We start from the raw sequence: 25,693 nt of genomic DNA on the forward strand, positions 1-25,693 counted from the left end.
GGTCAAAAACAATAAGAACAGGTGAAACCTATGCCTAGCGATCAAGCCAGCGTGCAGCCGGCTACCTCCTCGGTCGACTTTGAAAAAGTCGGCTCCGACTATTTCCAACAACGGGAACTGAAAAAAGGTGCAGCAGGCTGGGTCCTGCTGGTGGGTCTGGGCGTGGCCTACGTCATCTCCGGCGATTACGCGGGTTGGAACTTCGGCCTGGCCCAGGGTGGCTGGGGCGGCATGTTTCTCGCTACGTTACTGATGGCGACCATGTACCTGTGCATGTGCTTCTCCTTGGCGGAACTGTCGTCGATGATCCCTACCGCGGGTGGCGGCTATGGTTTTGCCCGTAGCGCATTCGGACCGTGGGGCGGTTTTCTGACCGGTACCGCGATCCTGATCGAATACGCCATCGCTCCGGCGGCGATCGCGGTGTTTATCGGCGCCTATTGCGAGTCACTGTTCGGCATTGGTGGCTGGATGATTTACCTGGCGTTCTACATCATCTTTATCGCCATTCACATTTTCGGGGTCGGCGAAGCCCTGAAACTGATGTTCGTTATCACCGCCATCGCCGCGCTGGCATTGGGCGTGTTCCTGGTGTCGATGGTGCCGCACTTCGACGTCGCCAATCTCCTCGACATCCCGGTGACTGACGCCAAGGGCGCCAGCAGCTTCCTGCCTTTCGGCTACGTCGGCGTTTGGGCGGCAATTCCTTACGCGATCTGGTTCTTCCTCGCTGTCGAAGGCGTGCCGTTGGCAGCAGAAGAAACCAAAAACCCGAAACGCGACCTGCCCCGCGGCTTGATCGGCGCCATGCTGGTGCTGGTGAGCTTTGCCCTGCTGATTCTGGTCATCGGCCCGGGCGGTGCGGGCGCCAATGCACTGCTGACCTCGGGCAATCCGTTGGTCGAAGCATTGAGCAAGGCCTATGGCGGCTCGACCTGGATGGGCCACTTCGTCAATCTGGTGGGCCTGGCCGGGCTGATTGCCAGTTTCTTCTCGATCATCTACGCCTATTCGCGACAGATCTTCGCGCTGTCCCGCGCCGGCTACCTGCCGCGCAAACTGTCAGAAACCAACAAGAGCAAGGCGCCCGTACTGGCTCTGATTATCCCCGGCATCATCGGATTCGGCTTGTCACTGACCGGTCAGGGTGACTTGCTGATTCTGGTAGCGGTGTTCGGTGCGACCATTTCCTACGTCCTGATGATGGCGGCGCACATCACACTGCGCATTCGACGCCCCAAAATGGATCGGCCCTATCGCACGCCCGGCGGTATTTTCACCTCCGGTGTAGCGTTGGTGCTGGCTTGCATCGCCGTAGTAGCGGGTTTTCTGGTAGACCCACGCGTGGTGATTGGCGCCGCGATCATCTATGGAGTGTTAATTGCTTACTTTGCTTTCTACAGTCGGCATCACTTGGTAGCAGGCACGCCCGAAGAAGAATTCGCGGCCATTCAGAACGCTGAAAAAGCCCTGCACTAACGGCCAGAAATTACGGCGCAGGCCCTGCCTGCGCCGTCACGGAGAATCTGTATGGCAAGTTTTGCTCACACGGTCGGCGCCCTGACCTTCCGTTTCGATAGCCTCAAGGACGTCATGGCCAAGGCCAGTCCGGCGCGCTCCGGGGATTTTCTGGCCGGCGTCGCCGCCCTCAACGATGGCGAGCGAGTAGCTGCGCAAATGGCCCTGGCTAACATTCCGCTGACTCACTTCCTGCAGGAAGTACTGATTCCCTATGAGGCTGATGAGGTCACCCGACTGATCATCGACACTCATGACAAACATGCGTTCATGGCCGTCAGCCACCTCACCGTCGGCGGCTTCCGCGACTGGCTGCTGAGCGACGCGGCCGACGAACAGAGCCTGCGCGCCCTGGCGCCCGGGCTGACCCCGGAGATGGTCGCCGCTGTCTCGAAGATCATGCGTGTGCAGGATCTGGTGCTGGTGGCGCAAAAGATTCGCGTGGTCACGAAATTCCGCGGCACGATGGGCTTGCGCGGGCGTTTATCCACGCGCCTGCAACCCAACCACCCCACCGACGAACCGGCCGGCATTGCGGCGAGCATTCTCGACGGCCTGCTGTATGGAAACGGGGACGCGATGATCGGCATCAATCCGGCCACCGACAGCATCGCGTCGATCTGCGCCATGCTGGAAATGCTCGATGCAATCATTCAGCGCTACGAAATCCCGACCCAGGCCTGTGTGCTGACCCACGTCACCACCTCCATCGAGGCGATCAATCGCGGGGTTCCGCTGGACCTGGTGTTCCAGTCGATCGCCGGCACCGAAGCGGCCAACGCCAGTTTCGGCATCAACCTGAATGTCCTGCAGGAAGGTTACGACGCCGGGCTGAGCCTGAATCGCGGCACCCTGGGCCAGAACCTGATGTATTTCGAGACCGGCCAGGGCAGTGCCCTGTCAGCCAACGCCCACCACGGCATCGATCAACAGACCTGCGAGACCCGTGCCTACGCTGTGGCGCGTCATTTCAAGCCGTTTTTGGTCAACACCGTCGTAGGATTCATCGGCCCGGAATACCTCTACAACGGTAAACAGATCATCCGCGCCGGCCTTGAAGATCACTTTTGCGGCAAGCTGCTCGGCGTACCGATGGGCTGCGACATCTGCTACACCAACCACGCCGAAGCCGATCAGGACGACATGGACACGTTGCTGACCCTGCTGGGCGTTGCCGGGATCAACTTCATCATGGGCATCCCCGGCTCCGATGACATCATGCTCAACTACCAGACCACCTCGTTCCACGACGCCCTTTACGCCCGCCAGACCCTGGGCCTGAAACCGGCGCCGGAGTTCGAACAATGGCTGGCGAGAATGGGCATCCTGACCCAGGCGGATGGCAAGATTCACTTCGGCGACAGCCTGCCGCCGGCCTTCCGTCAAGCCATGGCGCAATTGGGATGAGCGTTGAAATGGATAAACCACCTGTTGACCCAGAGAATCCGTTGCTGGAGCTGCGTCGCCTGACCCCGGCGCGGATTGCCCTGGGCCGCACCGGCACCAGCATGCCGACCAGCGCGCAACTGGATTTCCAGTACGCCCACGCACAAGCCCGGGACGCGGTGCACTTGCCGTTCGATCATGCCGGGCTCAGCTCGCAACTGGCCGAGGTCGGGCGCGAGAGTTTGCTGCTGCACAGCGCCGCCACGAACCGGGACAGTTACTTGCAGCGGCCCGATCTTGGGCGAAAGTTGAGCGATGAATCGGCGCAGACCCTGCGCGAATACGCGCAGGCGAACCCGGGTGGCGTGGATCTGGTGATCGTGGTCGCCGATGGCTTGTCGGCGCTGGCCGTTCATCGCCATACCTTGCCGTTTCTGGCGCGGATGCAGGAGCAAATCGAGGCTGAAGGCTGGTCCGTTTCACCGGTGGTGCTGGTGGAACAAGGGCGGGTCGCGGTGGCCGACGAGATTGGCGAACTGCTCGGCGCAAAAATGGTGGTGATCCTGATCGGTGAACGCCCGGGTCTCAGTTCGCCGGACAGCCTGGGTTTATATTTCACCTACAATCCAAAGGTCGGGCTGACGGACGCCTACCGCAATTGCATCTCCAATGTCCGGCTCGAGGGCCTGAGCTACGCAATGGCGGCACACCGCTTGCTGTACCTGATGCGCGAGGCTTGCCGCCGCCAGCTGTCGGGGGTCAATCTGAAGGACGAAGCCCAGGTTCAGACGCTGGAGTCGGACGCAGGTGCGGACATGAAAGGTAATTTCCTACTGAGCCCGCCGAATGCCTGAACCGTTTCCGCATTGCGTTTCTGTTCCGGTTTCAGGCAGGATCGATGCACGGCTGCCCGAGTGAAGAACCGTTCGCCGTCAGAGCACGTGAAGACAGCCACTTGAAGACGAGACCTATCGATGCGGATTATTCAAGCGACCCTCGAACACCTGGACCTGCTGACCCCGTTGTTCGTCAAATATCGCGAGTTTTATGGCTCCTTGGCTTATCCAGACTCCTCCCGGGCATTCCTTGAAAAACGTCTGCGCCGCAAGGAATCGGTGATCTATCTGGCGCTGGCCGATGACAAAGACAAGCTGATGGGTTTCTGTCAGTTGTACCCGAGCTTTTCGTCCCTTTCGCTCAAGCGCGTGTGGATCCTCAACGACATCTATGTCGCTGAAGACGCCCGCCGTCAGCTGGTGGCCGACAACCTGATTCGCACCGCGAAGAAAATGGCCAAGGAAACCAATGCCGTGCGCATGCGCGTTTCCACCAGCAGCAACAACGAAGTGGCGCAGAAAACCTACGAATCCATCGGGTTCAAGGAAGACACCGAGTTCAAGAACTACGTATTGCCGATCAGCGACGAGCTCTGATCCTGACTTCTGTGATGAGGGAGCGCGCTCGTTCATCACAGAAAGGGTTATTTATTGTCACCAGACTTCCGGCCGCGCCATAGACATCCCCCGCTACAATCTCGACGCGCGTTTCACCACTCAGCCCGTATAATGCCGGCCTTTTCGGCTTGTAAGAAAAACTACACTCGTCTGTAGGCTTTCGCGAAGTCATCCGCACAGGCCTGCTGAGTCCGGCCGTCACCACAGGTGCCCCTCCATGGATTTCAACCCGATCGACCTTATCCTGCATCTCGATGTTTACCTCGATTTGCTGGTGAACAACTACGGGCCATGGATCTACGCCATCCTGTTTCTGGTGATCTTCTGCGAAACCGGTCTGGTGGTGATGCCCTTCCTGCCGGGCGATTCGCTGCTGTTCATCGCGGGCGCCGTTGCGGCCGGCGGCGGCATGGACCCGGTGTTGCTGGGCGGTTTGCTGATGCTCGCAGCGATCCTCGGTGACAGCACCAACTATGTCATCGGCCGAACAGCGGGCGAACGCCTGTTCAGCAACCCGAACTCGAAAATCTTCCGTCGCGACTACCTGCAACAGACCCACGATTTCTATGACAAGCACGGTGGCAAGACCGTGACCCTGGCGCGCTTCCTGCCGATCATCCGCACTTTTGCACCGTTCGTCGCCGGCGTCGCCAAAATGCCTTACCCGCGTTTCTTTGCCTTCAGTGTCCTCGGCACCATTCTGTGGGTCGGCGGTCTGGTGACCCTGGGTTACTTCTTCGGCAACGTGCCGTTCATCAAGAAAAACCTTTCGCTGCTGGTGGTGGCCATCATCCTGCTGTCGCTGGTACCGATGATCATCGGCGTGGTCCGCAGCCGTTTCGGCAACGCCGCGTCCAAAACCCAATCGCGCTGACCCGCGATGTGGTCCCTGAGCGCCTGGCGTCGCCGGCGCATCCTGGCCAGACACCCGATTGCCGACGACGTGTGGCAGCGGGTGCGCCATCACTTGAGTTTTCTTGACGGCATCAGCGCCGCCGAAGACCAATGGCTGCGTGAAGCCTGCGTGCTGTTCCTGGAAGATAAACACCTGACCGCCCTGCCCGGCGTCGAACTCCATCAGGAACAACGCCTGTTGCTCGCCGCTCAAGCGCAACTGCCACTGCTGCACCTGGGCGATCTGAACTGGTATCAGGGTTTCCACGAAATCGTCCTCTACCCCGACGACTTCCTCAGCCCCCAACGGCATCGCGATGCCAGCGGTGTCGAACACGAGTGGGACGGCGAACACAGCGGCGAAGCCTGGCAGCAAGGCCCGATCATCCTGGCCTGGCCCGGCGTGATGGCCAGCGGTGGCTGGGAAGGCTACAACCTGGTGATCCACGAGCTCGCGCACAAACTCGACATGCTCAACGGCGACGCCAACGGCTTGCCGCCGCTGCACCCCGACATGCGGGTCAGCGAGTGGGCCAAGGTCATGCAACACGCCTACGACGACCTCAATCGGCACCTTGACCGCAATCCGGACGCCGAAACGGCCATCGATCCCTATGCGGCGGAAAACCCCGCCGAATTCTTCGCCGTCACCAGCGAATACTTCTTCAGCGCTCCGGATTTGCTGCACGAGGCGTATCCTCAGGTCTACGAACAACTGAAACTGTTTTACCGCCAGGACCCGCTGGCCCGGCTACGGCAACTTCTGGCCGAGAACCCGGTCTATCAGGCACACGACTAGTGCCCAGCCTCACCGATACGTTGCTCTTTTGACGAGTGGTCGTTGTGGTCAGGCAAGGCGCCGCGACGAGTCATAGCTGGCTATGGCGAGGAGCGGCAACGCAGCATGACCGCAACGGACGCCGTCAAAAAGCAACAGTATCGGTGAGGCTGGGCACTCGGGTCTACACGACCTCTGGCACATAGCAACGGTGGCGGAATATGCCTATAATCGCCGCCACTTTTTGGTCAATCCGGCCAAGTGTTTTTGGTCAACTAACGGGGGCACCGCCCAATGAGCTACAGCAAGATTCCGGCTGGCAAAGACCTGCCGAACGACATCTACGTCGCGATCGAGATCCCGGCCAACCACGCGCCGATCAAGTACGAAATCGACAAAGACAGCGATTGCCTGTTCGTTGACCGTTTCATGGCCACCCCGATGTTCTACCCGGCCAACTACGGTTACATCCCGAACACCCTGGCCGACGACGGTGACCCCCTCGACGTGCTGGTCGTTACCCCTTACCCGGTAGCGCCAGGCTCGGTGATCCGCGCTCGTCCGGTCGGCATCCTGAACATGACCGACGACGGCGGCGGCGATGCCAAAGTCATCGCAGTCCCACACGACAAGCTGTCCCAGCTGTACGTCGACGTGAAGGAATACACCGACCTGCCACCCCTGCTGATTCAGCAGATCGAGCACTTCTTCGCGAACTACAAAGATCTCGAAAAAGGCAAATGGGTGAAGATCGAAGGCTGGGCCGGTGCAGATGCCGCTCGCGACGCCATCACCAAGTCGGTTGCTGCCTACAAAGGCTGAGACGCCACTGGCCTCGCGCCTGTGACGACTTGAAAAAAACCCCGGTTGATCCGGGGTTTTTTGTGGGCGCCTATCAAGGGCCTTTTAAACGCTGCGTTTAATTTCAGAACGCTACGTTTTTTCTTGTTTAATTTGTTCCAAATACGTCTTACATCCGGTCGTAAATTTCCCTCGAAATTTGAACGGCTCGTTTATTCAAAGCCCGGCGCAGCAGCCGTAGACTCGTGTTTATGAAAAAGAACACTAGCGGCCCACGGTTTAAAGCGCTCCTCGAAAAAGCGAAAATAACGACGACAGGTTTTGCCGCTTTCTTCGACACAGAGCCGCAAAATATCCATAACTGGTACACCCGCGGTGTGCCCGCCTACCGCATGGAAGAGGTCTCCAGATTACTCTCGGTAAACAGTGACTGGCTCAAAACAGGTGAAGGCCCACAAGACTCCAAACACCTGCGCCTTCTCGACGAGGCCGGCAACACCTTCGACGCCCAGGCCATTCGCGGCATCTACACGGTGGTCGAGCCCTCCGACGTCAAACTGCCCCTCTTCAAGGAAATCCCCATCGCCCCGGGGTCCTGTAAAACCCACGTCGCCGAAGACCCCGGCCAATTCATCCGCCTGCCCAAAAGCCACCTCGACTCCCTGGAAATCAAATACACGGATGTCTTCTGCGTCCACATGATCGGCAACGGCATGGGCGAGCGCATTGAGGACGGCTCCACCCTCGCCATCGACCGAGGACTGACCAAAGTGATTGACGGGGAAATCTATGCCATCGAGCACGACGGGATGCTGCGGATCAAATACCTGCACCGGATGCCGGGCAACGCCCTGCGGCTGCGCAGCTACAACAAAGCTGAACACCCGGATGAAATCTTCAATGCCGAGCAGATCGATAAGCAGAACATCAGGGTGTTGGGGTGGGTGTTCTGGTGGTCGACCCTGAACAAACGGCGGCCGGCGGTGCCATTTTTGTAGCACCGCGCCGTACTCATCGCGAGCGCCCCCACAGGTACTGCGCAATCCATGCGGGAGCGAGCCTGCTCGCGATGAGGGCGGAACATTCACGCTAAAATTCCGGGCGGGTCACTTAATCCCGAGCTCCGATAGCTCTAAGACACACACCGCACTGGGAATTCCCCAAAAAAATCAGTATGCTGCGCCCCACATTTGCGCATCAACCCGCCCCGCGGCTCTGATCGCACCGACAAGGCAGATGACTTTCTCGCCGAGTCCCACAGCCGGACGCAAGATCCGGGTGTACGTTTTGAAGGCTGGTGAGGTTTACCAAAAATGAACCAAGCCAGTCCCCGAGAAGCCGGCCACAAGCCGGCTTTTTAATGTCTGGAAGAAAGTTCGCCTGTCATCTGAAAAGCAGGAATGATCGGTTGTCTGGCTAGGCGCTGCGTTTGCTAGAAATGGAAAAGCTCGGTTTAAAGCCTTCTGAACTTCTGCGCTAATCCCTTCAATACGTCGTCGAGCGCGGTAAATTGCCCTTCAAGGCTGCATTACTTAGCGAAGAGGATGAAGCGCTTATCGCAGTGGTCACCGAACGTCTTACCGCCCCTCAGCGAGTCAAGGTAAGCCTGGATGACCTATAGCCTCGAATTTGATCGTCGCGCGTTGAGAGACTGAAACAAACTGGGTGAACTTTACGACAACAGTTCAAGAAGTAGCGTGCTGAAATACTTGAAAATCTTTGCATTGAAGCGCGAAATTTATTGAGCAAGGATGTTCCGTAGGACAAAGCCACTGGTATACACAGTGGCTAACTGTTTATCAGTGACAGCAACTCCCTGCGCGGGCTAGCTGAGCGGACGTTAATTTATACTCAGCCAATCAGCACAAAACCGTAGCCATCACAGGGAAGCGTCCATGTCCGTTCCAACTTACGATCAGTTCATCGAGCCTAATCCTGCGGTTTCTCGCTACGAAACCCGATGGAACTCCCGCTCAGGAAGCTTATGAAGCTGCAGCAAAAATGTTGCAACTGACGTTAGAGCAGCGAGAAGAAATGATCGCCAGTGGGCAGACGACCTATAAAAACAGAGCGGGCTGGGCACATGATCGGCTCAAGCGTGCCGGCCTTTCCAGCAGTGCTAAACGTGGGTATTGGAAATTGACTGATGCCGGTATGACCTACGCCAAGGAACATCCAGCCCCTCTGCCGGCCGGCGCAGTGGAGCATTTAGCCATTGGCTATATGAATGTGAAGCTGAAGGTTGCACCTGACGCGACACCGCTTGATGACGAAACACCTATTGAACCTGACGTCACCTCCGCCACCGCCAGCCCGGATGATCGACTTGAACAAGCCCTCCAGGAATTGCGCGACGCTACAGCGGCCGATCTTTTGGATAACTTGCTACAGGTCAGCCCCAACCGCTTCGAAGTGACTGTGCTGGATGTGCTTCATCGCCTGGGATACGGCGCTAGTCGCAATGACCTGCAGCGTGTCGGCGGCTCTGGGGATGCCGGCATCGATGGAATCATCTCGCTCGATAAGCTGGGGTTGGAGAAGGTTTACGTTCAAGCCAAGCGCTGGCAGAACACGGTGGGTCGCCCTGAGCTGCAGGCATTCTACGGCGCACTCGCCGGGCAAAAGGCTAAGCGCGGGGTGTTCATCACAACCTCTGGTTTCACCGCACACGCGGTCGACTTTGCTAAATCGGTGGACGGGATTGTGTTGGTAGATGGCACGAGACTGGTGCATCTGATGATGGATCATGAGGTAGGTGTTACATCGCGACTGTTGCGGTTGCCGGCGCTGGATCGTGATTATTTTGATGAAGAGTAAATAGAACCTATTGACGACATGGCCCATTTTTCCGTGGATTGTATTTCCAATGATCAGATTTACCCAAGGCAACCTTCTAGAAGCCGAAACCGAAGCCCTCGTCAATACGGTGAATACTGTGGGTGTGATGGGCAAAGGTATCGCGCTGATGTTCAAAGAGCGCTTTGTGGAGAATTACCGTCTGTATTCGGTGGCCTGCAAGGCTGGCGAGGTTGAGACAGGCAGGGTTCACGTAACCGCAGTCAATGAACTGGAAGGCCCACGCTGGATTGTTAATTTTCCTACCAAACGTCACTGGCGATCGGCGTCGCAGATGGCATGGATAACAGAAGGCTTACACGATCTACGTCGGTTTTTGATTGAAAACCATGTGAAGTCCGTGGCGGTTCCACCGCTAGGGGCCGGTAACGGGGGTTTGAAATGGCCAGAAGTCCGAGAGCAGATTGTTGATGTATTGAGTGATCTGGATGTCGATGTGTTGGTGTTCGAACCTACCAATCAGTATTCGAATGTCGCTAAACGTAGCGGCGTGGAAAAACTTACGCCTGCTCGCGCACTCATCGCCGAACTGGTTCGGCGCTACTGGGTTCTAGGTATGGAATGCAGCCTGCTTGAGATTCACAAACTGGCCTGGTTCCTGGTGCGTGCTATTGAAAAGCAGCCGAACACCGAGAATCCGCTGAACCTGAAGTTTGTTGCTCATAAATATGGGCCGCATGCCGATCGACTGGAGCATCTGCTCAATAATCTGGATGGCAGCTACCTCCATTGCGACAAGCGAATCAGTGATGCCGGTATCACCGATGTGATCTGGTTTGACCAGGAGCGCAGAGCCTTTCTGCAGAGCTATTTGAAGACGGAGGCCAAGGAGTATTCCGAAGCCTTAGAGTGCACCGCTGAGTTGATTGACGGCTTCGAGTCGCCATTCGGCATGGAATTGTTGGCGAAGGTCGATTGGTTGTTGAGCCAAGAGGCGGTATCCCCGACTACTCCTGCAGTGCGCGAAGCATTGAAGCATTGGGGTGGCGGAGTTGATGCTGCCGCTCGCGAGAATAGGATTTTCGACGAGCCAGCGCTTGATATCGCACTCAAGCGTCTGACATCCAGAGCTTCAGGCCTTGCCCTTCACTCAACCAGTCAAAATGACTGAACAGCCTCTCCGGGACGATTAACCACCCTTGGCGCTACTTAACCAACTCCGATCGCTTAACGACGTAACCCACAGGCTTCTTTTGTTTTTCGATAACACCCTCATCAACGAGGCGCTGAAGCCATGCTTTCGCTTGTCCACTTGTGACATTTAAAGCAGCGGCAATATCAGCATCCTTTGTCGGTGCTTTCAGTAGTTTTTTAATCAGTTCCCTTACCGTTGAAAATAGTAAATCAGCATGATTAATTTCTACTCCATCGACGGGGTCTACTACGTCAGACAAAACTTGCAATGTCGATTCAGGCGCATATCTGTCGGCACCAGTATTCATGGGTACTAGATGTTCACGAGGCGCTTCCAGCAACGGTGGTGACTCCGTTATTAGCTCATGCACCAAAGAACCAATTTCATTAGAGGGCGATAATGAAAGTTCGGGCTGCAGGGGGGGGGCAGCGCTAGAAGCCTTGATCGCGAATATTTGGTTAAACGTTTCGGCATTCTGAGGGTTCGGCCAAAGAATCGCCCCCTTACCACTTAAAGCATCAAGGCCAACAGATGGCTCACCCGTTGAGCGAACAAATACAGGCACATACTGAAGCTTATCCAATTGCTCCACGGCACCAGCCCATGTCCCACCTTTGTTCAGGTCGGTATTAACGACTAAGGACGCATCTGCCAACGCATAAATGAGTTTATTACGCTGCATAGCATGACCAACGTTGAACCCGGCATTAGGATCATAAGCAGAAACGAGAACTAAGTTTCCATCACGCAAGGAATTCCTTTCCTCACGACTCATAGCAGTTCGCTCTAGGTTTTCCGCGAGAACACCAATGACCTTGCCCCCCGACTGCAATGCTCCCCGCATTGCAGCCAGATCTGCCCCCTTGGCCCCTCCAGATATAAGCGTTCTGTTGGCACAAGCTGCCAGCCCACCGATGGACATGGTGTAGTCGACCAACGCATCGTCGATTTTCCTCGAACCAACAACAGCGAGCCCACCAGTTTCAAGTAGGGAAATATCCCCACACCCGTAGAGTACCGCTGGCGCATCAGCACGAAGGCGAGCTTTAAGGCGCCGTGGATATTCAGCGTCAGCACGACTGACGACCCAAATAGCGCGCGTTTGCCATCGCTCGACTACCTGGCTCAACAAAAAGCCACGCCCCAGCAACCGCTTTAGCCGACTTTCATCAGCTACTGGCCGACATAATCGTAGTATCTCAGCGGATTCCGGGGTAAGAAGATCGGCAGGTTGTTTCTGGATCTGATGTAAATGACTGGCTAAACGCTTGTATTCGGCAGGCGATAGTAGGTCTGGTGATTGCACGTCACGGCTAACAATTAACGGTGCTGTGAGCAGCAGTATCGCCTGCGTATTGGGTGAAAGAGGTGACATCATTCATCGTGGCCAGTTAGTGAAAGGGCCATAGGCCAAACTTCATCGCAACCGGCTTCTCGCAACAGCCAAGCTGCGACAGTTAGAGTCCATCGAGAATTGACGATGTCGTCAACCAAGAGCACCGGTCCCGCGTGAATTATCTGATCGATTTTAAGCGACCCATCAATGTTTCGGGCCTGCTGAGTAGAATTTGCCATGGTTTTTTGCTCTGGCCTGTCCTCCGTCTTCGCGAGGACATTGTAAAAAGGTAGGCCTAACGCACTGGCTAGTCTTTTTGCAAAATTGGGTACGATCTCTGGATGCTTCAGAGACGGAATAGCAGCAACCCATTCTGGAGCTGGATTAGGCCCCCAGTTTTTAATCATTTCGACACATGCCTGAACAAGCTCATCGGAAAAATAGCCGTCAAGACTATTATCTCGCACAATGCTGCCCCAACCGGCGTCTCCCCATACACAAAGAGCCTTACCGGGCTGGGCTTGACGATTAGCCGGAATCAGCCCCCTTATGCCATACAGCGGCATCCCACCATCAGGCCACTTTTTGCGAGGCTCGATGGGAAGACTCGTACGCCGCAGGAAGGCAACCGCAGCTTTAACTAGGACAGGATTCACGGCACTAGGCAATGGAGGTAAAGCTGGCTTGTTGACCGTACCAGGGACTCCGTCCAATGCATTAATCAAAAACGCCATATGTTGGCCAAACGGTAACCCGACATAGTCCCTCATCTGTTGGTGTTCGCCCTGTCGCAGCGAGGTAAGCCGCTCTGCACGATCCCAAAAGCTTTGATTCAGATTTGCCGCGGTAAGTTGCCACTTAGCACCTTGTTTAGCGATAGGCGCTGGCGCCTCCAGTGAAAGCAAAGCCACTGTTTTTTCGACCCGGCCCTTACTCAGATTGACTTTGCTGAGCAACTCCGGAACAGATAGGCCATCAGGTGCATCTTCAAGCGCACCTAGAACCTCCGCGACCTCCTCTTGCGTCGGGAAAGCGCTACGGATAAACCAATCGGTGATTTCAGTCTCCTCCTCACCACTGAGTAACACACCGTAGGCGGCATCCAACGCACGCCCCGCACGACCAACTTGCTGATAGTAAGCGACGACGGAACCTGGCATTTGGTAATGGATCACGAATGCCAGATCGGGCTTGTCGTAACCCATGCCCAACGCCTGTGTAGCGACAAGAGCCTTAACCTCGTTGTTAGACAGGGCTAGCTCAAACTCCTCACGACGATCGCCAGTCTGCCCAGTATAGGCTTCGACGTTAAAGCCTTGAGATTTCAACCACCCCGTAACCTGAAGGGCATCTCGCACGGTCAATGTATAAATGATGCCGTGCCCATCCAATGCGGCCAACCGTTCAGCCAGCCATGCAAGACGCTCTTCTTGGCGAGGAAGGCGGATGGTTTGTAACGAAAGCGATGCACGATTGAGATCTCCACAGACAACCTCAATGTTGGGACCAAGCACCGCCTTTAAGTCTTCCATAACCCGATTGTTCGCCGTAGCGGTGGTAGCTAGCAAACGTAGGTTCGGAGGCATGATTTTGACCATCCGCTCCAGCAATCGATAGTGGGGGCGGAAGTCGTGCCCCCAATCTGAGATGCAATGCGCCTCATCGATAACTAGCAGGGAGATTTGTGCAGCGATCAGCGCCAAAACCTGGGTACGGAAACGATCATTAGCGAGGCGTTCGGGCGATATCAGGAGAATATCAATGCCACCAGCAACAAGCTGGCGCTCAATCGCAGCCCAATCCTCCCTGTTGTCTGAGTTGATCGTGGCTGCTCGAACGCCCATTCGCTCTGCCGCTACAACCTGATTTCGCATCAACGCCAGCAATGGCGAAATCAATAACGCAGGTCCAACACCAGCCTCCCTAAGCAGCTTCGTAGCAATGAAATATACGAAACTTTTCCCCCAACCGGTTTTCTGAACGACTAATAAGCGTTCCTTGCCCTCAACGATATGGCGTATTGCCTCTTCTTGGCCATCCCGAAAAGAAGCATCGGGTCGCCCTGAACCTAAACGCAGAAGTTCCAAAGCACGCGCAGCGTTATATTCCATGGTATTGCTCTCCATTTGTCGTCGCTTGTGTAATTGCTGATCAACTGAGTAAGGTTCGAGTCATCCACGACAACCTCCTAATGCTCCTCACGGTTCGTTAGCTCGCAACGATCGGAAAGCAGAAGCCCTCAATGCTGCGCATACCCTACCAGAGCGGATCGGACGTTGTAGGCTACTTTGAGCCGGTTTCATTCAAGAAGTACCTTCACGGCGAATATCGCACCGACCTTATAGTGGAAGGTGGATAGCCTCAGCTCCTCGAAAATCCTCTCTGCGGGAAAAATTTCGCAGCAGGGCGATGAAGAAAAAATTGTAATTAAAAGCGACGTGAAATTTAACCGCCATGAAAATACCGTTTGTTTTCAACATATTACTTAAAAATTCGGACCAAAAACTGGGGGGAGGGTTGTTGCCTGAAAGTGAGTCATTATCGAATGATCCTTCATCATCACCCCACGAAGTCCCCGGCCGAAAAATGCTCAAATCAGCGCTCACTGGTAAAGCAAAAGGCATTCATTGAAGGAGATGAAGTGCTTGTAGCGGTGGCTACAGAACGGCTTGCAGCACCTCAGCGAGTGAAAGCCAGTCTGGACGATCTTGACTGTTCAGCCTCGGTCTCACAAAAAGCATGAAAATTCCAAAATTGGTCAGCAGCCTGCTGACCAATTCCATCTGTCTTCATTCAGACAATTGGATAGCAAGCCACTGCCCAATTTAATTTTCCACAGCACCGCTGCGGCTTTCCTCCCTCACGGATAACTAAACCCCTTAACCAACGTCAACTCCCCCACCGCCCGCATCGGCACCAGGAACGTCTCCATCTTCTCATTCGGCGTCCCTTCCTCCGTAATCACCGTCACCTGCGCCGTGGTCAGCGCTTGAACCGCCTCTTCCTGCCCGTCCTCATCACTCCGATACCCACCCCCGAAGTAATTCACATACACCAAATACTGCCCCTTGATTGGCGCCGGCATGGCGAAGATTTCCGGGCCGTATCCCGTCGTCACGTCGACATCGAGCGCAGCGCCATTGGGAACAGCGCGGTCGCCGTACCAGATGTGGGCGCCATCAGGCGTGATGAGGTGCAGGTCCAGATCCGTCCCATCGCTGTCCCAGGCCAGCAGCACGCGCAACTTGGCCGGCGTAGCCCCACCACTGACATTAAGAAACTGCGTCCGAGCCCGTTGCTGCCCATCAGGGCTGCGAACTTCAACGCTGTTGCTGCCATTGGGAAACGAGAACGGTCGATCAAAACGCCCAGACGGATCAATCTTCAGCGGCATGCTGACGCCGTTGACGATCAACCGCCCAGGTTCTCTGGACTTTGGCGTGGCGTTGATCTGCCCGGTGATACGGGCGGTATTGGCTTGGCCGACCGGCGTGTTCACCGAGGAGGCTGGATAGTTAACGGTTTGACGAAAGTTTTCACCTTCACCTTCGGACGCGCCAGTGCGCCAGCCGCCGACGGGCGTATTGAGTTTCACGCCACTCTCAGCCGCAAAAACTGCGGGCAATACACAAAAAGAACAAAGGAACAGGAAGACCTGTGGATAACGGAGTTTCATGGCCTATTCCAGCAAGAGGTGGCGGGCGAGCCCTTCGATGTAGGTTTCATCCTGGCCGTTGGGGTGTGCTTCGAAGGCCAGGTGCAGGTATTCGTGGGTCAGGTCGAGACGGTCTTGCAGTGACAGCACGCCGCGCACGTAGATGCGCTGGCGTTCGCGGTCGACGTAGGGGCGGCCGAAGGCCAGGCGGCAGACGGCGAAAGTGCTGACGTCGTTGTAGCCGACCTCGCTTTCCAACTGCGCACGCCAGCCGCGGCGTTGCTTTAGTAGCCAGTCTTGCGCGGCGGGCAACGCTTCGCAGGAGGCGACGGGGTTGTCCCAGCGGCTGAGGCTGGCGCGCGGGTAGGCGTGCAGCAGGATGGCGTCGTAGCGCTGGCCGGCGTTGGCTTGTTCGATGGCGTGCTGCCAGGAGAGTTTGTCCGGGCCGGGTTGGTCGGAGTGATAGGTGACGCTGGTGCCGGCGAGGACGAGGTCGCTGGTCCAGGCGGCGATGTGGCGTGACTCGGCGGTGGCCGGGCGTGGGGCGACGCGTTGGCGGTTGCTGCTGTCGTCGATGCTCAGGCAGTCGCCGTGGCGGGTGGCGTTTTGCAGCAGATAGGTTCTGATCGCGACAGCCAGGGCTTTGGCGGCTTCAATGGGTTCGGGTTTGGCTTCCCTTTGCAGGACGCGGGCGACGTATTCTTCACGGTCGAGTCGAGCGACGAGTTTGCCCTTCAGCAAAAACAGTTCGCCGTCGCTGTGGATATCGAGTTGATTGCCGTTGGCGAATTCGACGCGATAGTCGCCCAGCAGAGGCCCGGAAGAAACAACCCGATCCCCCGCAAGAACACGCCCGATCGGATAACGGGAAAACAGACCGACTTCGACGCAACGTCCCGCATCCAAAGGCCACTCAACCGGCAACACAGAAGCCAACACCCCACCGTAGTGACGCAAGACCATTTGACTGGTCCCCCGGCCGCCCGCCCAGATCGGCGTACCGTCCGCCGTCCATCCGGCAAACCCGCCCTGACGCGACGCAGGGTCCTGATCGCCCAACCAGCTCCAGGTTTTCACCCGCAACCGGCCACCGAGTTCGCCGACAACATTGCCGTCAGCGGCGCTTAGCACCACATCGAGCAACACCCGCCGCGCCTGATCCTGCGCCGGCATCACGGCCAGCACTTTCAGCAGTTCAGCCACGGAAACTCGCGTAGAAGGCTGCAACGAAGGTAGGTTCAGCAACCATTCCGGCGCCTGCCGTGCTTGCCAATAATCCCGCCAGCCAGCCTCAGAAATACCCAATCGCGCAGGCTCAAAGTACAAGCCACATGACTTCACCAACGCCTGATCGCGCTCGATCTTGCCGCCAGCAGCGCAGCAATACACTTCCTCTTTCGACTGCCCGCGACACTCGTAAGCGGGCTCACGAGCGCCGGTGTCCACCAGCCAGCCGTACACAAACAACTTCCACAAACTGCCGAGCGGTGCCTGCACATCAGCAGGCAATGGCGCACGTGAAATCACTTGAGTCTGGCTTAACGAAATCAACTCACCCTTGAAGCCCAGACGCAGCGGCTCCTCCTGCGCTGTCGCCAGCGCAGGGATCAAACACAGCAGCCACCAGACCAGCGGTCGGGTCATGTCAGTTGACCGTGACCTGGCCGAAGGCCGGTTTCTGTTCCTGGGCTTTATGCTGCGGCGCGTAGACCTGAGTGAAACGCACCGGCGGCAGGTTGAATTGGCCTTTCTGCGAGAAGCGGACCAGATGTCGCAGGCGCAGCTCGCCGCTCAAGGCATCGACTGGAATCGCATAAGCCATCTGGCCCGGCTCGAAACGCGCTTTCTCCAGCGCGGTCGGCTCGGTGCCGGCCTTGCCCATGAGCTTGATGCCCCACGTCGTGCGTTCGACATCGGCGCCCGGGGGCAGCGGCACTTCGAGCATGCCGTAGCGCAGCGGTTTGGCGGCTTTGCTGGTGATGATCACTTCGTCCAGGTACAGGCTGTCGCTGGACAACGGCTGGGTGCCGACGGCTTCCAGTTTGAAGGTGAAGGCTTCGTCACCCGGCACCAGACGCGACAGGCGACGGGTGATGGTCACGGCCATCGGATCGACCGGTGGTTGTTTGGTCTGGAAGCTCAATGCCGCTCGCAACGGCCGTTCTTGCGTCCCGGTCAGCGACAACACCGCCGGTACGGGTGAAGCGCCCTGCCACGTCCAGTACATTTCACCGGTAGCACCGTGTTGTTTTTTCCAGCCTTCACCCGGCGCCAGTGCGATGGTGGGCGAGGCCTGCTCGATGCTGCGTTGCAACCAGGTCAGCGCCAGAGCGCGCTCCAGGGTCGATTGCTGCGGCAGCAAACGCTGCAACAACGCTTGCGCACGAGCCTGATCGAAGGGTTGTAGCGACAGGTTCAAGGCTTCGGCAAATGGCTGAGAACTGACCGCCAAACGCTGCTGGGCATCCGGCAGTTGACGATTGAATGCGTCCGGCAGAGTCACCTTCGATTGCTTCGCCAACGAGGCAGTCAGCGCACGAGCAGTCGCCAAGCCAAGCGCCGAATCAGGATCGCTCATGACAAGGCTGTCCTCGCCATCTTCCATCAGATTCGCCGCGCTGCCCTCGCCTGCTTTCGCCAGGTCATCCATCAACCCACTGAGCAAGGTGTTGACCGGCAATTGCATCTGCCTGGCGAACGAAAGAATCAGCGCCCGCTGCAGCAACGGCGTGTTTTTCGCCTGCTTGGAATACACCTCCAGCACCCGCTGCCAATGCTCCGGCGGCAGGCTCAGTTCCAGCGCTTTGCTGGCGTGCCAGTCGGCGTAATAGGCGTAGGCAGTGAGGAACGCATCCGGCTCGCCGGCCATGCCCCACCAGGTGAAACTCGCCGACGGCCCGGCCATTTGCACCAGGCGCAGACGGCTGTTTTGCATGATCAGGCGCAAGCGATCGCGGATCTGCGGGTTCGACGACAAGGTCGGGTACGCAATGCTCAATGGCAGCAAACGACTCGCGGTTTGTTCGACGCCACCGTATGGATAGCTCAGGAGATCATCGAGCGCCGAGCGGAACAGCGCTTGCGGACTGTCATCCAGACGCAGGCGAATATCCGTCGCGTCCGCCGGTAAGGTCAGCGGCGTGTCACCGCTGGCCACGTCCAGGCTTTGGCTTTGCGTGACCTGCCAGCCTTCGCCGGTCGCGGTCAGGCGCACGGCGAGGGCGTCGGCGGTTTTGCCGTCCTGCACCAGTTCGGCGGTCCACTCGCCGGAGGTCAACGCGAACGCCGGCAGCGCGATGTAGTTGATGCCGTTGTTCAGGGTCACCGGCACGCGCTGTTCGGCGCCGCCGTAATGGATCACCAACTCGGCCTTGACCGGTTTTTCCGCCTGACTGAAGGCGAACACACCGAGATCCGGTTTGTCGCCATTGCGGAATTGGGTCGGGCCGCTCCATTTCAGGTACAGCGGTTTCTCCGAGCGCAGGAATTGCTTCTTCTGCCCGACCTGCCCGTCATCGGCGATGGCTCGGGCAGTGATGCGCCAGCGGGTCAGCGAGTCCGGCATCTTGAAGGTGAAGCGGGTTTTGCCGTTGGCGTCGGTGATCAACTCAGGTTCCCACGCGGCGGTGTCGACGTCTTCACGGCGCGGCCGTTCCAGCACTTTCACCCCGCGCTCGCTGCGGTTGGCTTTACCCGGTGCGCCAGGGCTGCCCGGCAACGCAACGTCGTAGCTGATGAACGACAGGCTGGCGCTGGTGCGCACGTTGTTGCGGCGTGGGTGGTAGAAAAATTGGTCGATGGTCGGCGCGACTTCCGGTTGCAGCGCGTAGACCATTTCATCGACCACGCTGACCGTCAGGTGTGCCGGAATCGGCTTGCCGGCGAACTGGGTAGTCAGGTCCACCGACACGGTATCGCCCGGCTGGTACGCCTCTTTATCAGTGGCAATGGCCACGTCGATCTGCGGCGCGATCACCTTGATGCCGGCGTTCTGGAAGCTGTACTGACCGCCCTTGGTGTACAGCACCGAGAAGGTCAGGTTCGGCGCGAAGGTGTCCTTCACCGGGATGCGCGCGCGGTATTGGGTGTCGCTGAGTTTTTCCATCTTCAGCCAGTCGCCGCCCTTGGACAGCAACGCCGTGGACTCGACCTTGTCACGCTCCAGCGACAGCAATGCATCGCTGACGGGCTCAGGGAAAGTGATCAACGCCAGGGCTTCGTCGCCCGCCTTGTACTCGGGTTTGTCGAGGACGATTTCCACGGTGCCGGGCACGGCTTTGACGCCATCGCCGGTCACCGAATGGCCGGTGGCGCCGACGACTCGGCCATGGTCATCCTTCAACGTCAGGTTGTAGGTGCCTGGACGGTCGAAGGCCAAGGTGAAGCTTTTATCCGTCGCGGCGAGTTTGCCTTCGCCGGTGCTCTGATCCTCCAGACGTACCCAAACGTAGCTGCCCGGTGTGACGGCTTTGGTCTGCTCGCTGCCCCCTTCATTCAAATAGCTGAACGCAACCTTGTCACCCACTGCACTGAAGCGCTGCGGTGCACTCAAGCGGAAACTCGCGGCGCCACGGTCGATGAGGATTTCCTTGGTGGTCTTGACCCGATACGCCGCGCCATCGCTGGCAAACACGGTGAGCATGTAACGGCTCGGTTTCTCGGCGGCCGGCAGGTCGAGGGTCGCGTTGCCTTTGCTGTCGGTGGTCAGTTCGGTGCTGGTCAGCTCCACCGGGAATTGCCCGAGGTATTGCAGTTCGTTGTCGACCATCGACAGTTGCTGGGCGCGCAGACTCAGGCTCAATTTTGCGTTCGCCACCGGTTTGCCGTCCGGGTACAGCAGCACCAGGCTGCCCTTGACCGGTTCGCCGGTGCGGTAATCCTGCTTGGCCAGGTTCAGCGAGATTTCGAAATGCGGCTTGATGTATTCGGCCACGCGGAAGGCGCTGCTGTAGGCCTGGTCCTTGTAGCTGAAACGCAGTTCATAACCGCCGGCCACAGCGTTATCCGGCAACTGGAATCGGCCTTGGGTGCCAGCCTTCGAATCAAGCTTCAGCGCCAGCGATTGCAGGGCCGTGCCGGTGGCATCGAGTACCGTCACGTTGACGTCGGCAGCGGTCGGTGCCACGGAATCCCGGGCGTTCTTGAACTCGCGACCGACGATTTTCAGCGACACCCAATCCCCCGGCCGATACAGCGGCCGGTCGGTGAAGGCATAGAGTTTGGTGTCGTAGATTTCGCTGTCGTAATAGAAGTTCTCGGAGACAAACACCCCACCCTCTTCGTCCTCGCCAATCACGAACGAACGCTCGGGGCTGACGTGTTTCAGGCGCAGCAAACCATCGGCATCGGTGGCGCCGCTGCTCATCACGCCGAGGCCATCGGTCCACAGCACATTGACCTTCGGCACCGAACTGCCTTCGTGCTTGCGCGCAGCCCAGACCACCAGTTCATCACCGGCAATCTTGCTCACGGCCACAGTGTTGGAAACGAACACCATGGTGGTCGCACGGTACTTGCCGATCAGCGCTTCCACCAGGTACAGACCGGGTTTCAAATTGCCCAGCGGAATGTACACGTTGCCCGGCGCGACGCTGACGAACTCACTGGAAGAACCGGCCAGATTCACACCGGTAGGTGGCTGGATCGGTTTGGCTTGCCACAGCGGATAACGGAACTGGCTGACCACCGGCAAACCCGGAATCAGCGCGAATTGCGGCTGAGCGTCGTAAGGCGTGGGTGCGGCAATCGCGCTGCCCATCTTCAGTTCCGGCACTTCCTCGGTGACTTGTTTACGGGACTCGTAGGAAAACGCCCGCTGCATCACCCGACGGGATTTTCGGTACCAGTTGTCCCACAGGTACGCGAGGGTATTCGACAACCCTTCGCCCTTGAACTGGCCGTCGCTGACCACGCGGTGCAGGTTCTTCTGGCGCTTGAGGAAATCCAGCGGCTTGTCGATCCGATACACGCGAATGTCGGCGCCGCCGTAAGGCTCCATGCGGAACCGACGGTAATCGCGTCCCGGCGCTTCGAGACGCACCATCGCCTGTTCATCACTGGCGAAACTGCTGTCCGCCAGCAGGAAAAAGCTTTCACCGGCCACCGGCGTGTAGCCGCTCGGCTCGACGGTGTCTTCGGCGTTCACTGCCGAAAACGGCAGCACCAAAACCAACAGCAGAGGCAGGAAACGCAACATGCGGGCACCGATCATTGGGAGAGAAAGTTCAGTCGATAGACGCCGATGAAGTTGGGGTTGGCTGCGTCGGGTATCCATCGGGTGTCCTTCCATGTCATGAGTTGCTGCAGGCTCGCGGAACGCATGCCGTTGTCAGTGGGGGTGGTGGTGCCGGTGTGATAGGCAATGAAGCGGCCCATCCAGATCATCAGGTGCTGGTCGTCGCCCTGATCGAAAAACATCAGGTCGCCGGGTCGGGCTTGCGCCAGATCGCGACCGACCAGATGGCTGTTGAACTGAATCAACTTGATCGCGTTGACGTACGGCCCGACCTTGCCGCCGCCCTGCTGCCACTGCTGGGCGAGGCTGCGTTGGGCCTCGCTCAATTGCAGTTCCGGCGGCAGGTAGCGGTTGCTCAGGCCATTGCTGCGCAGCCATTTGTCGTCATGGACTTTCAGCGCTTCGTTGGCGGCGAAGCGCACCAGTCCGGCGCAGTCCTGCTGATACCAGCGCGGGCTGGGGCCTTGGGTCAGCTGCTCCTGGGCGATTCGCACGAACCAGGCGCGAAACACCTGGGATTGCTGCGGATCCAGCGCTGCGGCTTCTCCAGCAAACGCGCGACTGCCCAGCAACATCGCCAGCAGGCCGAGGCCTCGGATAAGTGCGGTCACAGCGCTTTCCACTCCAGCGGCAGCCACTGCCAATGGCCGTCAGGCTCGCTGCCTTCGGGCAAAGTCAGGGCGTACTTGCCGTAGCCGCCGAGCTTGCGCAGTTTCGGGATCAAGTAGGTTTGCGCGGCGTTGTAGAACACCGGCTCCATGTCCTGCGGCAGGCTGTCGAGGGTTTCCTGCTGCATCAGTTGCGCCATGGATTCCGGGCCGAAGTAGACCGGCATCAGCAGGTCTTTCGGCACCACATCAGCCATCGGCGGGAAACGTTTGTCGAGGGTGCCGAGGGCCTTGTCCACGAGCTTGTCATCGAGGGAGAACAGCAACGTCGAACCGTGACGCGCCAGGCTGACTTTCATGAACGCCTTGCCGGTGATCGCGTCAGGGTTCTCGGCGTCCTTGGCTTTGTAGGGACCGAAGTTGGAGCTGACCTGACGCTGCCACTGATGGCTTTGGCCTTCCTGTTTCTCGACCACCGGGAACGCGTGTTCTTCGACGTTGCCTTCATAGGCGCCAACCATCGAGCCGAACAGGTTGCCCAAGTCACCGTCGAGTTTGGCGCTGTCGTCGTCATTCAGGCTGGCCACCAGCAACGGCGTGTACAACCGCGAATCGGCGTACCAGCACAGTCCGGCGGCCCCGGCCATGTGTTCGGTCAGCGCCTGGGCGACGGATTCTTCGGCGCCGAGTTTCACCAGCAGCGGTTTCTGCTGTTCGGCGGCGAGCGGCAGGGCCACGCAAGCGCTGGCGCCCATTGGCATGGCTTGCCAGATCGGTTTGAAATCGAAGTCCGGCTGGTTGTCCAGTTCGTCCATGGCGAGGAAGCTGTGCCAGCCCTTGTCGTCCATGTCGAAGCGCAGGCCGGCGAAATTCGGGATGAAACGCTGGTAACCCATGGCCAGGACGCTCGCGTTGACCGACAGGCGTTGTTTCACCTCGGGCGCGCGCGGTGGCAGGCCGAAGGCTTCGGGGAACAGTTTGTCGCCGTTGAGCAACGCGGCGATGGACTGGGTCGAGACGCTGCCCGGTTCTTCCGAAGCTCCGCCTTCTGAATCGTAGAGTTTGGTCGGGTTGGACAGCACCACCAGTTTGTCGCCATGGGAGGCGAACAGCAGCGCCTTGCTGGCGTTGTAAGTGAGTTGATAAAGCGTCACATCGTCGGTGCCGACTTTCACTGTGGCAACGGTGGTCAGCTGCGAATCATCCAGCGCCACTTTCGCCAGCGGCTCCAGCACCTTGGCCAGCCCACCGCGATCCATCACCAACAAAAAGTCTTTCAGACGGCCGTCCGCCCCGCGCCATAACGCCACATCCGCCGGTTGATCGAAGAGCTGCTCGATCAAACTGTCCTGCAACTTCAGGTCATGTTCGTAAATGATCCGCCGCAGACTGCCGATCAGGCCGAGGCGATCCGCATGCGCTTCGTAATAGAAGACGAAATCCTCGGTCAGGGTTTCCTTGAGGAACGGCACCGCCAGCAAGTCTTTGGGCAATTGGCTCAGGGAATGGGTTTCGAGCAGACCGTCCGGGCGGCTCATGCCCAGCTTGTCGCTGGCCAGTTCGGCCGGTGGCGCCTTGGGTTTGTGCATGAACCAGCCTAAGCCAGCCGCGACGCCAGCCACCAGGATCAGCCCGACCAGTAGCGCCGGCCAGCGGCGAGGAGTTTTGGCAGCTGGCGTTTCGGCGGCCGGAGAAACAGTGTTATCGCTCATGTTCACAAAACCCGATGTCATCCGTGGAGCGGGATGCTTAATAGTTGAAAGTCTTGACCAGCAGCAGGTCACCGATGGCCCGCAGGGGCACGATGAAGGTCTCGCGTTTTTCGTCGACAGTATTTTCGTTGAGCACCAGGTTGATCTGCGAGGTGATCACCTCGTTCTGGTTGCTGGTCTCCTCGAAGTTATAGCCGCCGCTGCCGAAGTTGCCCCAATAGTTCACGTAAACCAGATAGGTGCCATGCATCGGCGCGGTCATGGTGAACATTTCCGGGCCGGGGCCATCGACGCCGTCCGGATCCAACCCGCCGCCATTGCTCATCGCCGGGCGAGCCCAGAACGCGTGTTGGCCGTCGGGGGTAATGATGTGCAGATCGAGTTCGGCTTTCGGGTCATCCCAACCCAGCACCACGCGAATCCGCGCCGGGGTGCGCAGGTTGTTGGCTTCATAGAATTGAACACGCTTGAGCGATTTGCCTTCAGAGCTGCGCACTTCGACGCTGTTGGAACCGGCGCCGAACGCATACGGCCGGGCGAATCGCCCCTGGTCGTCGGTGTACAGATTCAGGGGATTGCCGTTGACGGCCAGCGTATGAGGCCCGCGTTGCGTGCCGATGGCCTTGAGCTGGCCTTGGATCATCGTGCGATTGCGCTGCACGCCCCGGTCGATGGGCGGCGTCGGATAGGCGACTTGAGGATATTCGCTGCGGTCCAGCAGGCCGTTGAAGCGCCAGCCGCCCACCGGCTCCGACAACTCAGCCGTCGGCTCGGCCCAGGCAGCGGTCGCGAAGACCAACGCCATCAGCACCAGAAGAAATGAACGCATGTGACGCCTCCTGCCATGCATAACGAAACCTTGCACCCGATCCTCGGCGCGTTACAGATCCTAAAACTGCGTTTCGTCAGAAAGACCCGTGACTATTGGGTCGTAGAAGGCGCGAAGGTTAGCCATTTGGCGGTTTTTTAACAATCGGATACATCTATATTTGCGGTAGGAATCACGCTCATTTGAGTCCGTGAGCCGAATAGCGAGTTTATTCGGCTCACGAGATGAGCCGAATAATCCCCATCACTCACAGAAGCGACATTCCTTTGTGGCGAGGGGCTTGCCCCCGCTCGGCTGCGCAGCAGCCGTAAATGGCTGAATGCGGTCTTCCTGAAAACCCTGGGTAAATGGTTTTGGGGCTGCTGCGCGACCCAGCGGGAGCAAGCTCCCTCGCCACAAGGGGTGTTTTCAACTTGCGATCAAGGCTCAAAAACCCGCCCTCATTTGCCCATAACCCCCATGTCTGCTAGTGTCGCGCCGGTTTAACGTCAACCGG

At 58.1% G+C, this 25,693-nt stretch carries 18 protein-coding genes and 1 pseudogene; 11 read left to right on the top strand and 8 right to left on the bottom strand.

From position 1 onward, the window contains the following. Window positions 1-30 precede the first annotated feature (30 nt). From eat to RHP74_RS27560, 11 genes and pseudogenes are all read left to right on the top strand, one after another. Window positions 31-1,479 (top strand): ethanolamine permease, encoded by a 1,449-nt coding sequence (eat, locus tag RHP74_RS27510; protein ID WP_077749222.1) that lies wholly within the window; start codon window positions 31-33, stop codon window positions 1,477-1,479. A gap of 51 nt (window positions 1,480-1,530) precedes the next feature. Then, window positions 1,531-2,925 carry an ethanolamine ammonia-lyase subunit EutB gene (locus RHP74_RS27515; RefSeq protein WP_311096736.1) on the top strand — a complete coding sequence of 465 codons (1,395 nt, stop codon included), beginning with the start codon at window positions 1,531-1,533 and terminating at the stop codon, window positions 2,923-2,925. A gap of 8 nt (window positions 2,926-2,933) precedes the next feature. After that, on the top strand, window positions 2,934-3,758 hold the full coding sequence (gene eutC / locus RHP74_RS27520) for an ethanolamine ammonia-lyase subunit EutC (RefSeq protein ID WP_195842058.1): 825 nt from the start codon (window positions 2,934-2,936) through the stop codon (window positions 3,756-3,758). A gap of 120 nt (window positions 3,759-3,878) precedes the next feature. Beyond that, window positions 3,879-4,337, top strand: coding sequence for an N-acetyltransferase (locus RHP74_RS27525; protein ID WP_010467342.1), 459 nt, complete (start codon window positions 3,879-3,881; stop codon window positions 4,335-4,337). Window positions 4,338-4,575: 238 nt separating this feature from the next. Then, complete coding sequence (locus RHP74_RS27530) at window positions 4,576-5,232, top strand: DedA family protein (RefSeq protein WP_010467341.1); 657 nt, start codon at window positions 4,576-4,578, stop codon at window positions 5,230-5,232. Window positions 5,233-5,238: 6 nt separating this feature from the next. After that, window positions 5,239-6,051, top strand: coding sequence for a zinc-dependent peptidase (locus RHP74_RS27535; protein ID WP_010467340.1), 813 nt, complete (start codon window positions 5,239-5,241; stop codon window positions 6,049-6,051). Between the two features lie 273 nt (window positions 6,052-6,324). After that, the gene (gene ppa / locus RHP74_RS27540; protein ID WP_008052339.1) at window positions 6,325-6,852 is read left to right on the top strand and encodes an inorganic diphosphatase; all 528 of its coding nucleotides are present in this window, start codon (window positions 6,325-6,327) and stop codon (window positions 6,850-6,852) included. 230 nt (window positions 6,853-7,082) lie between these two features. Beyond that, window positions 7,083-7,829: a S24 family peptidase gene (locus tag RHP74_RS27545; RefSeq protein WP_102593823.1), complete on the top strand. Its 747-nt coding sequence runs from the start codon at window positions 7,083-7,085 to the stop codon at window positions 7,827-7,829. A gap of 440 nt (window positions 7,830-8,269) precedes the next feature. After that, window positions 8,270-8,452: pseudogene (locus tag RHP74_RS27550) on the top strand (type II toxin-antitoxin system RelB/DinJ family antitoxin). 314 nt (window positions 8,453-8,766) lie between these two features. Further along, entirely contained in the window at window positions 8,767-9,648 is an 882-nt protein-coding gene (locus RHP74_RS27555; protein ID WP_311100577.1) for a restriction endonuclease, read from the top strand. Window positions 9,649-9,697: 49 nt separating this feature from the next. Then, window positions 9,698-10,798 (top strand): macro domain-containing protein, encoded by a 1,101-nt coding sequence (locus tag RHP74_RS27560; protein WP_311096737.1) that lies wholly within the window; start codon window positions 9,698-9,700, stop codon window positions 10,796-10,798. Window positions 10,799-10,832: 34 nt separating this feature from the next. Here RHP74_RS27560 and RHP74_RS27565 read toward each other — a convergent pair whose 3' ends face one another. The 8 genes from RHP74_RS27565 to RHP74_RS27600 all read right to left on the bottom strand — a co-directional run bounded on the left by RHP74_RS27565 (window position 10,833) and on the right by RHP74_RS27600 (window position 25,197). Then, the gene (locus RHP74_RS27565; RefSeq protein WP_409201942.1) at window positions 10,833-12,197 is read right to left on the bottom strand and encodes a DNA-processing protein DprA; all 1,365 of its coding nucleotides are present in this window, start codon (window positions 12,195-12,197) and stop codon (window positions 10,833-10,835) included. Next, window positions 12,197-14,284: a RecQ family ATP-dependent DNA helicase gene (locus RHP74_RS27570; RefSeq protein WP_311096739.1), complete on the bottom strand. Its 2,088-nt coding sequence runs from the start codon at window positions 14,282-14,284 to the stop codon at window positions 12,197-12,199. The genes RHP74_RS27565 and RHP74_RS27570 overlap by 1 nt, the downstream gene beginning before the upstream one ends. Before the next feature lie 734 nt (window positions 14,285-15,018). Next, on the bottom strand, window positions 15,019-15,834 hold the full coding sequence (locus RHP74_RS27575; protein WP_282410596.1) for a YfaP family protein: 816 nt from the start codon (window positions 15,832-15,834) through the stop codon (window positions 15,019-15,021). A 3-nt stretch (window positions 15,835-15,837) separates the two neighbouring features. Continuing rightward, window positions 15,838-17,457, bottom strand: a complete 1,620-nt coding sequence (locus RHP74_RS27580; RefSeq protein ID WP_311096740.1) for a DUF2300 domain-containing protein — start codon at window positions 17,455-17,457, stop codon at window positions 15,838-15,840. A 1-nt stretch (window position 17,458) separates the two neighbouring features. Next, window positions 17,459-22,024, bottom strand: coding sequence for an alpha-2-macroglobulin (locus RHP74_RS27585; RefSeq protein ID WP_311100578.1), 4,566 nt, complete (start codon window positions 22,022-22,024; stop codon window positions 17,459-17,461). Then, window positions 22,021-22,623, bottom strand: coding sequence for a DUF1175 domain-containing protein (locus RHP74_RS27590; protein WP_186353740.1), 603 nt, complete (start codon window positions 22,621-22,623; stop codon window positions 22,021-22,023). The genes RHP74_RS27585 and RHP74_RS27590 overlap by 4 nt, the downstream gene beginning before the upstream one ends. Before the next feature lie 32 nt (window positions 22,624-22,655). Then, window positions 22,656-24,368 (bottom strand): DUF2138 domain-containing protein, encoded by a 1,713-nt coding sequence (locus tag RHP74_RS27595; RefSeq protein ID WP_010467334.1) that lies wholly within the window; start codon window positions 24,366-24,368, stop codon window positions 22,656-22,658. Between the two features lie 37 nt (window positions 24,369-24,405). After that, entirely contained in the window at window positions 24,406-25,197 is a 792-nt protein-coding gene (locus tag RHP74_RS27600; protein ID WP_102593818.1) for a YfaP family protein, read from the bottom strand. Between the last annotated feature and the right edge of the window lie 496 nt (window positions 25,198-25,693).

Origin of the sequence: Pseudomonas sp. SG20052 (assembly GCF_031766055.1) — a bacterium.
In the GTDB taxonomy this organism is placed as follows: domain Bacteria; phylum Pseudomonadota; class Gammaproteobacteria; order Pseudomonadales; family Pseudomonadaceae; genus Aquipseudomonas; species Aquipseudomonas mandelii.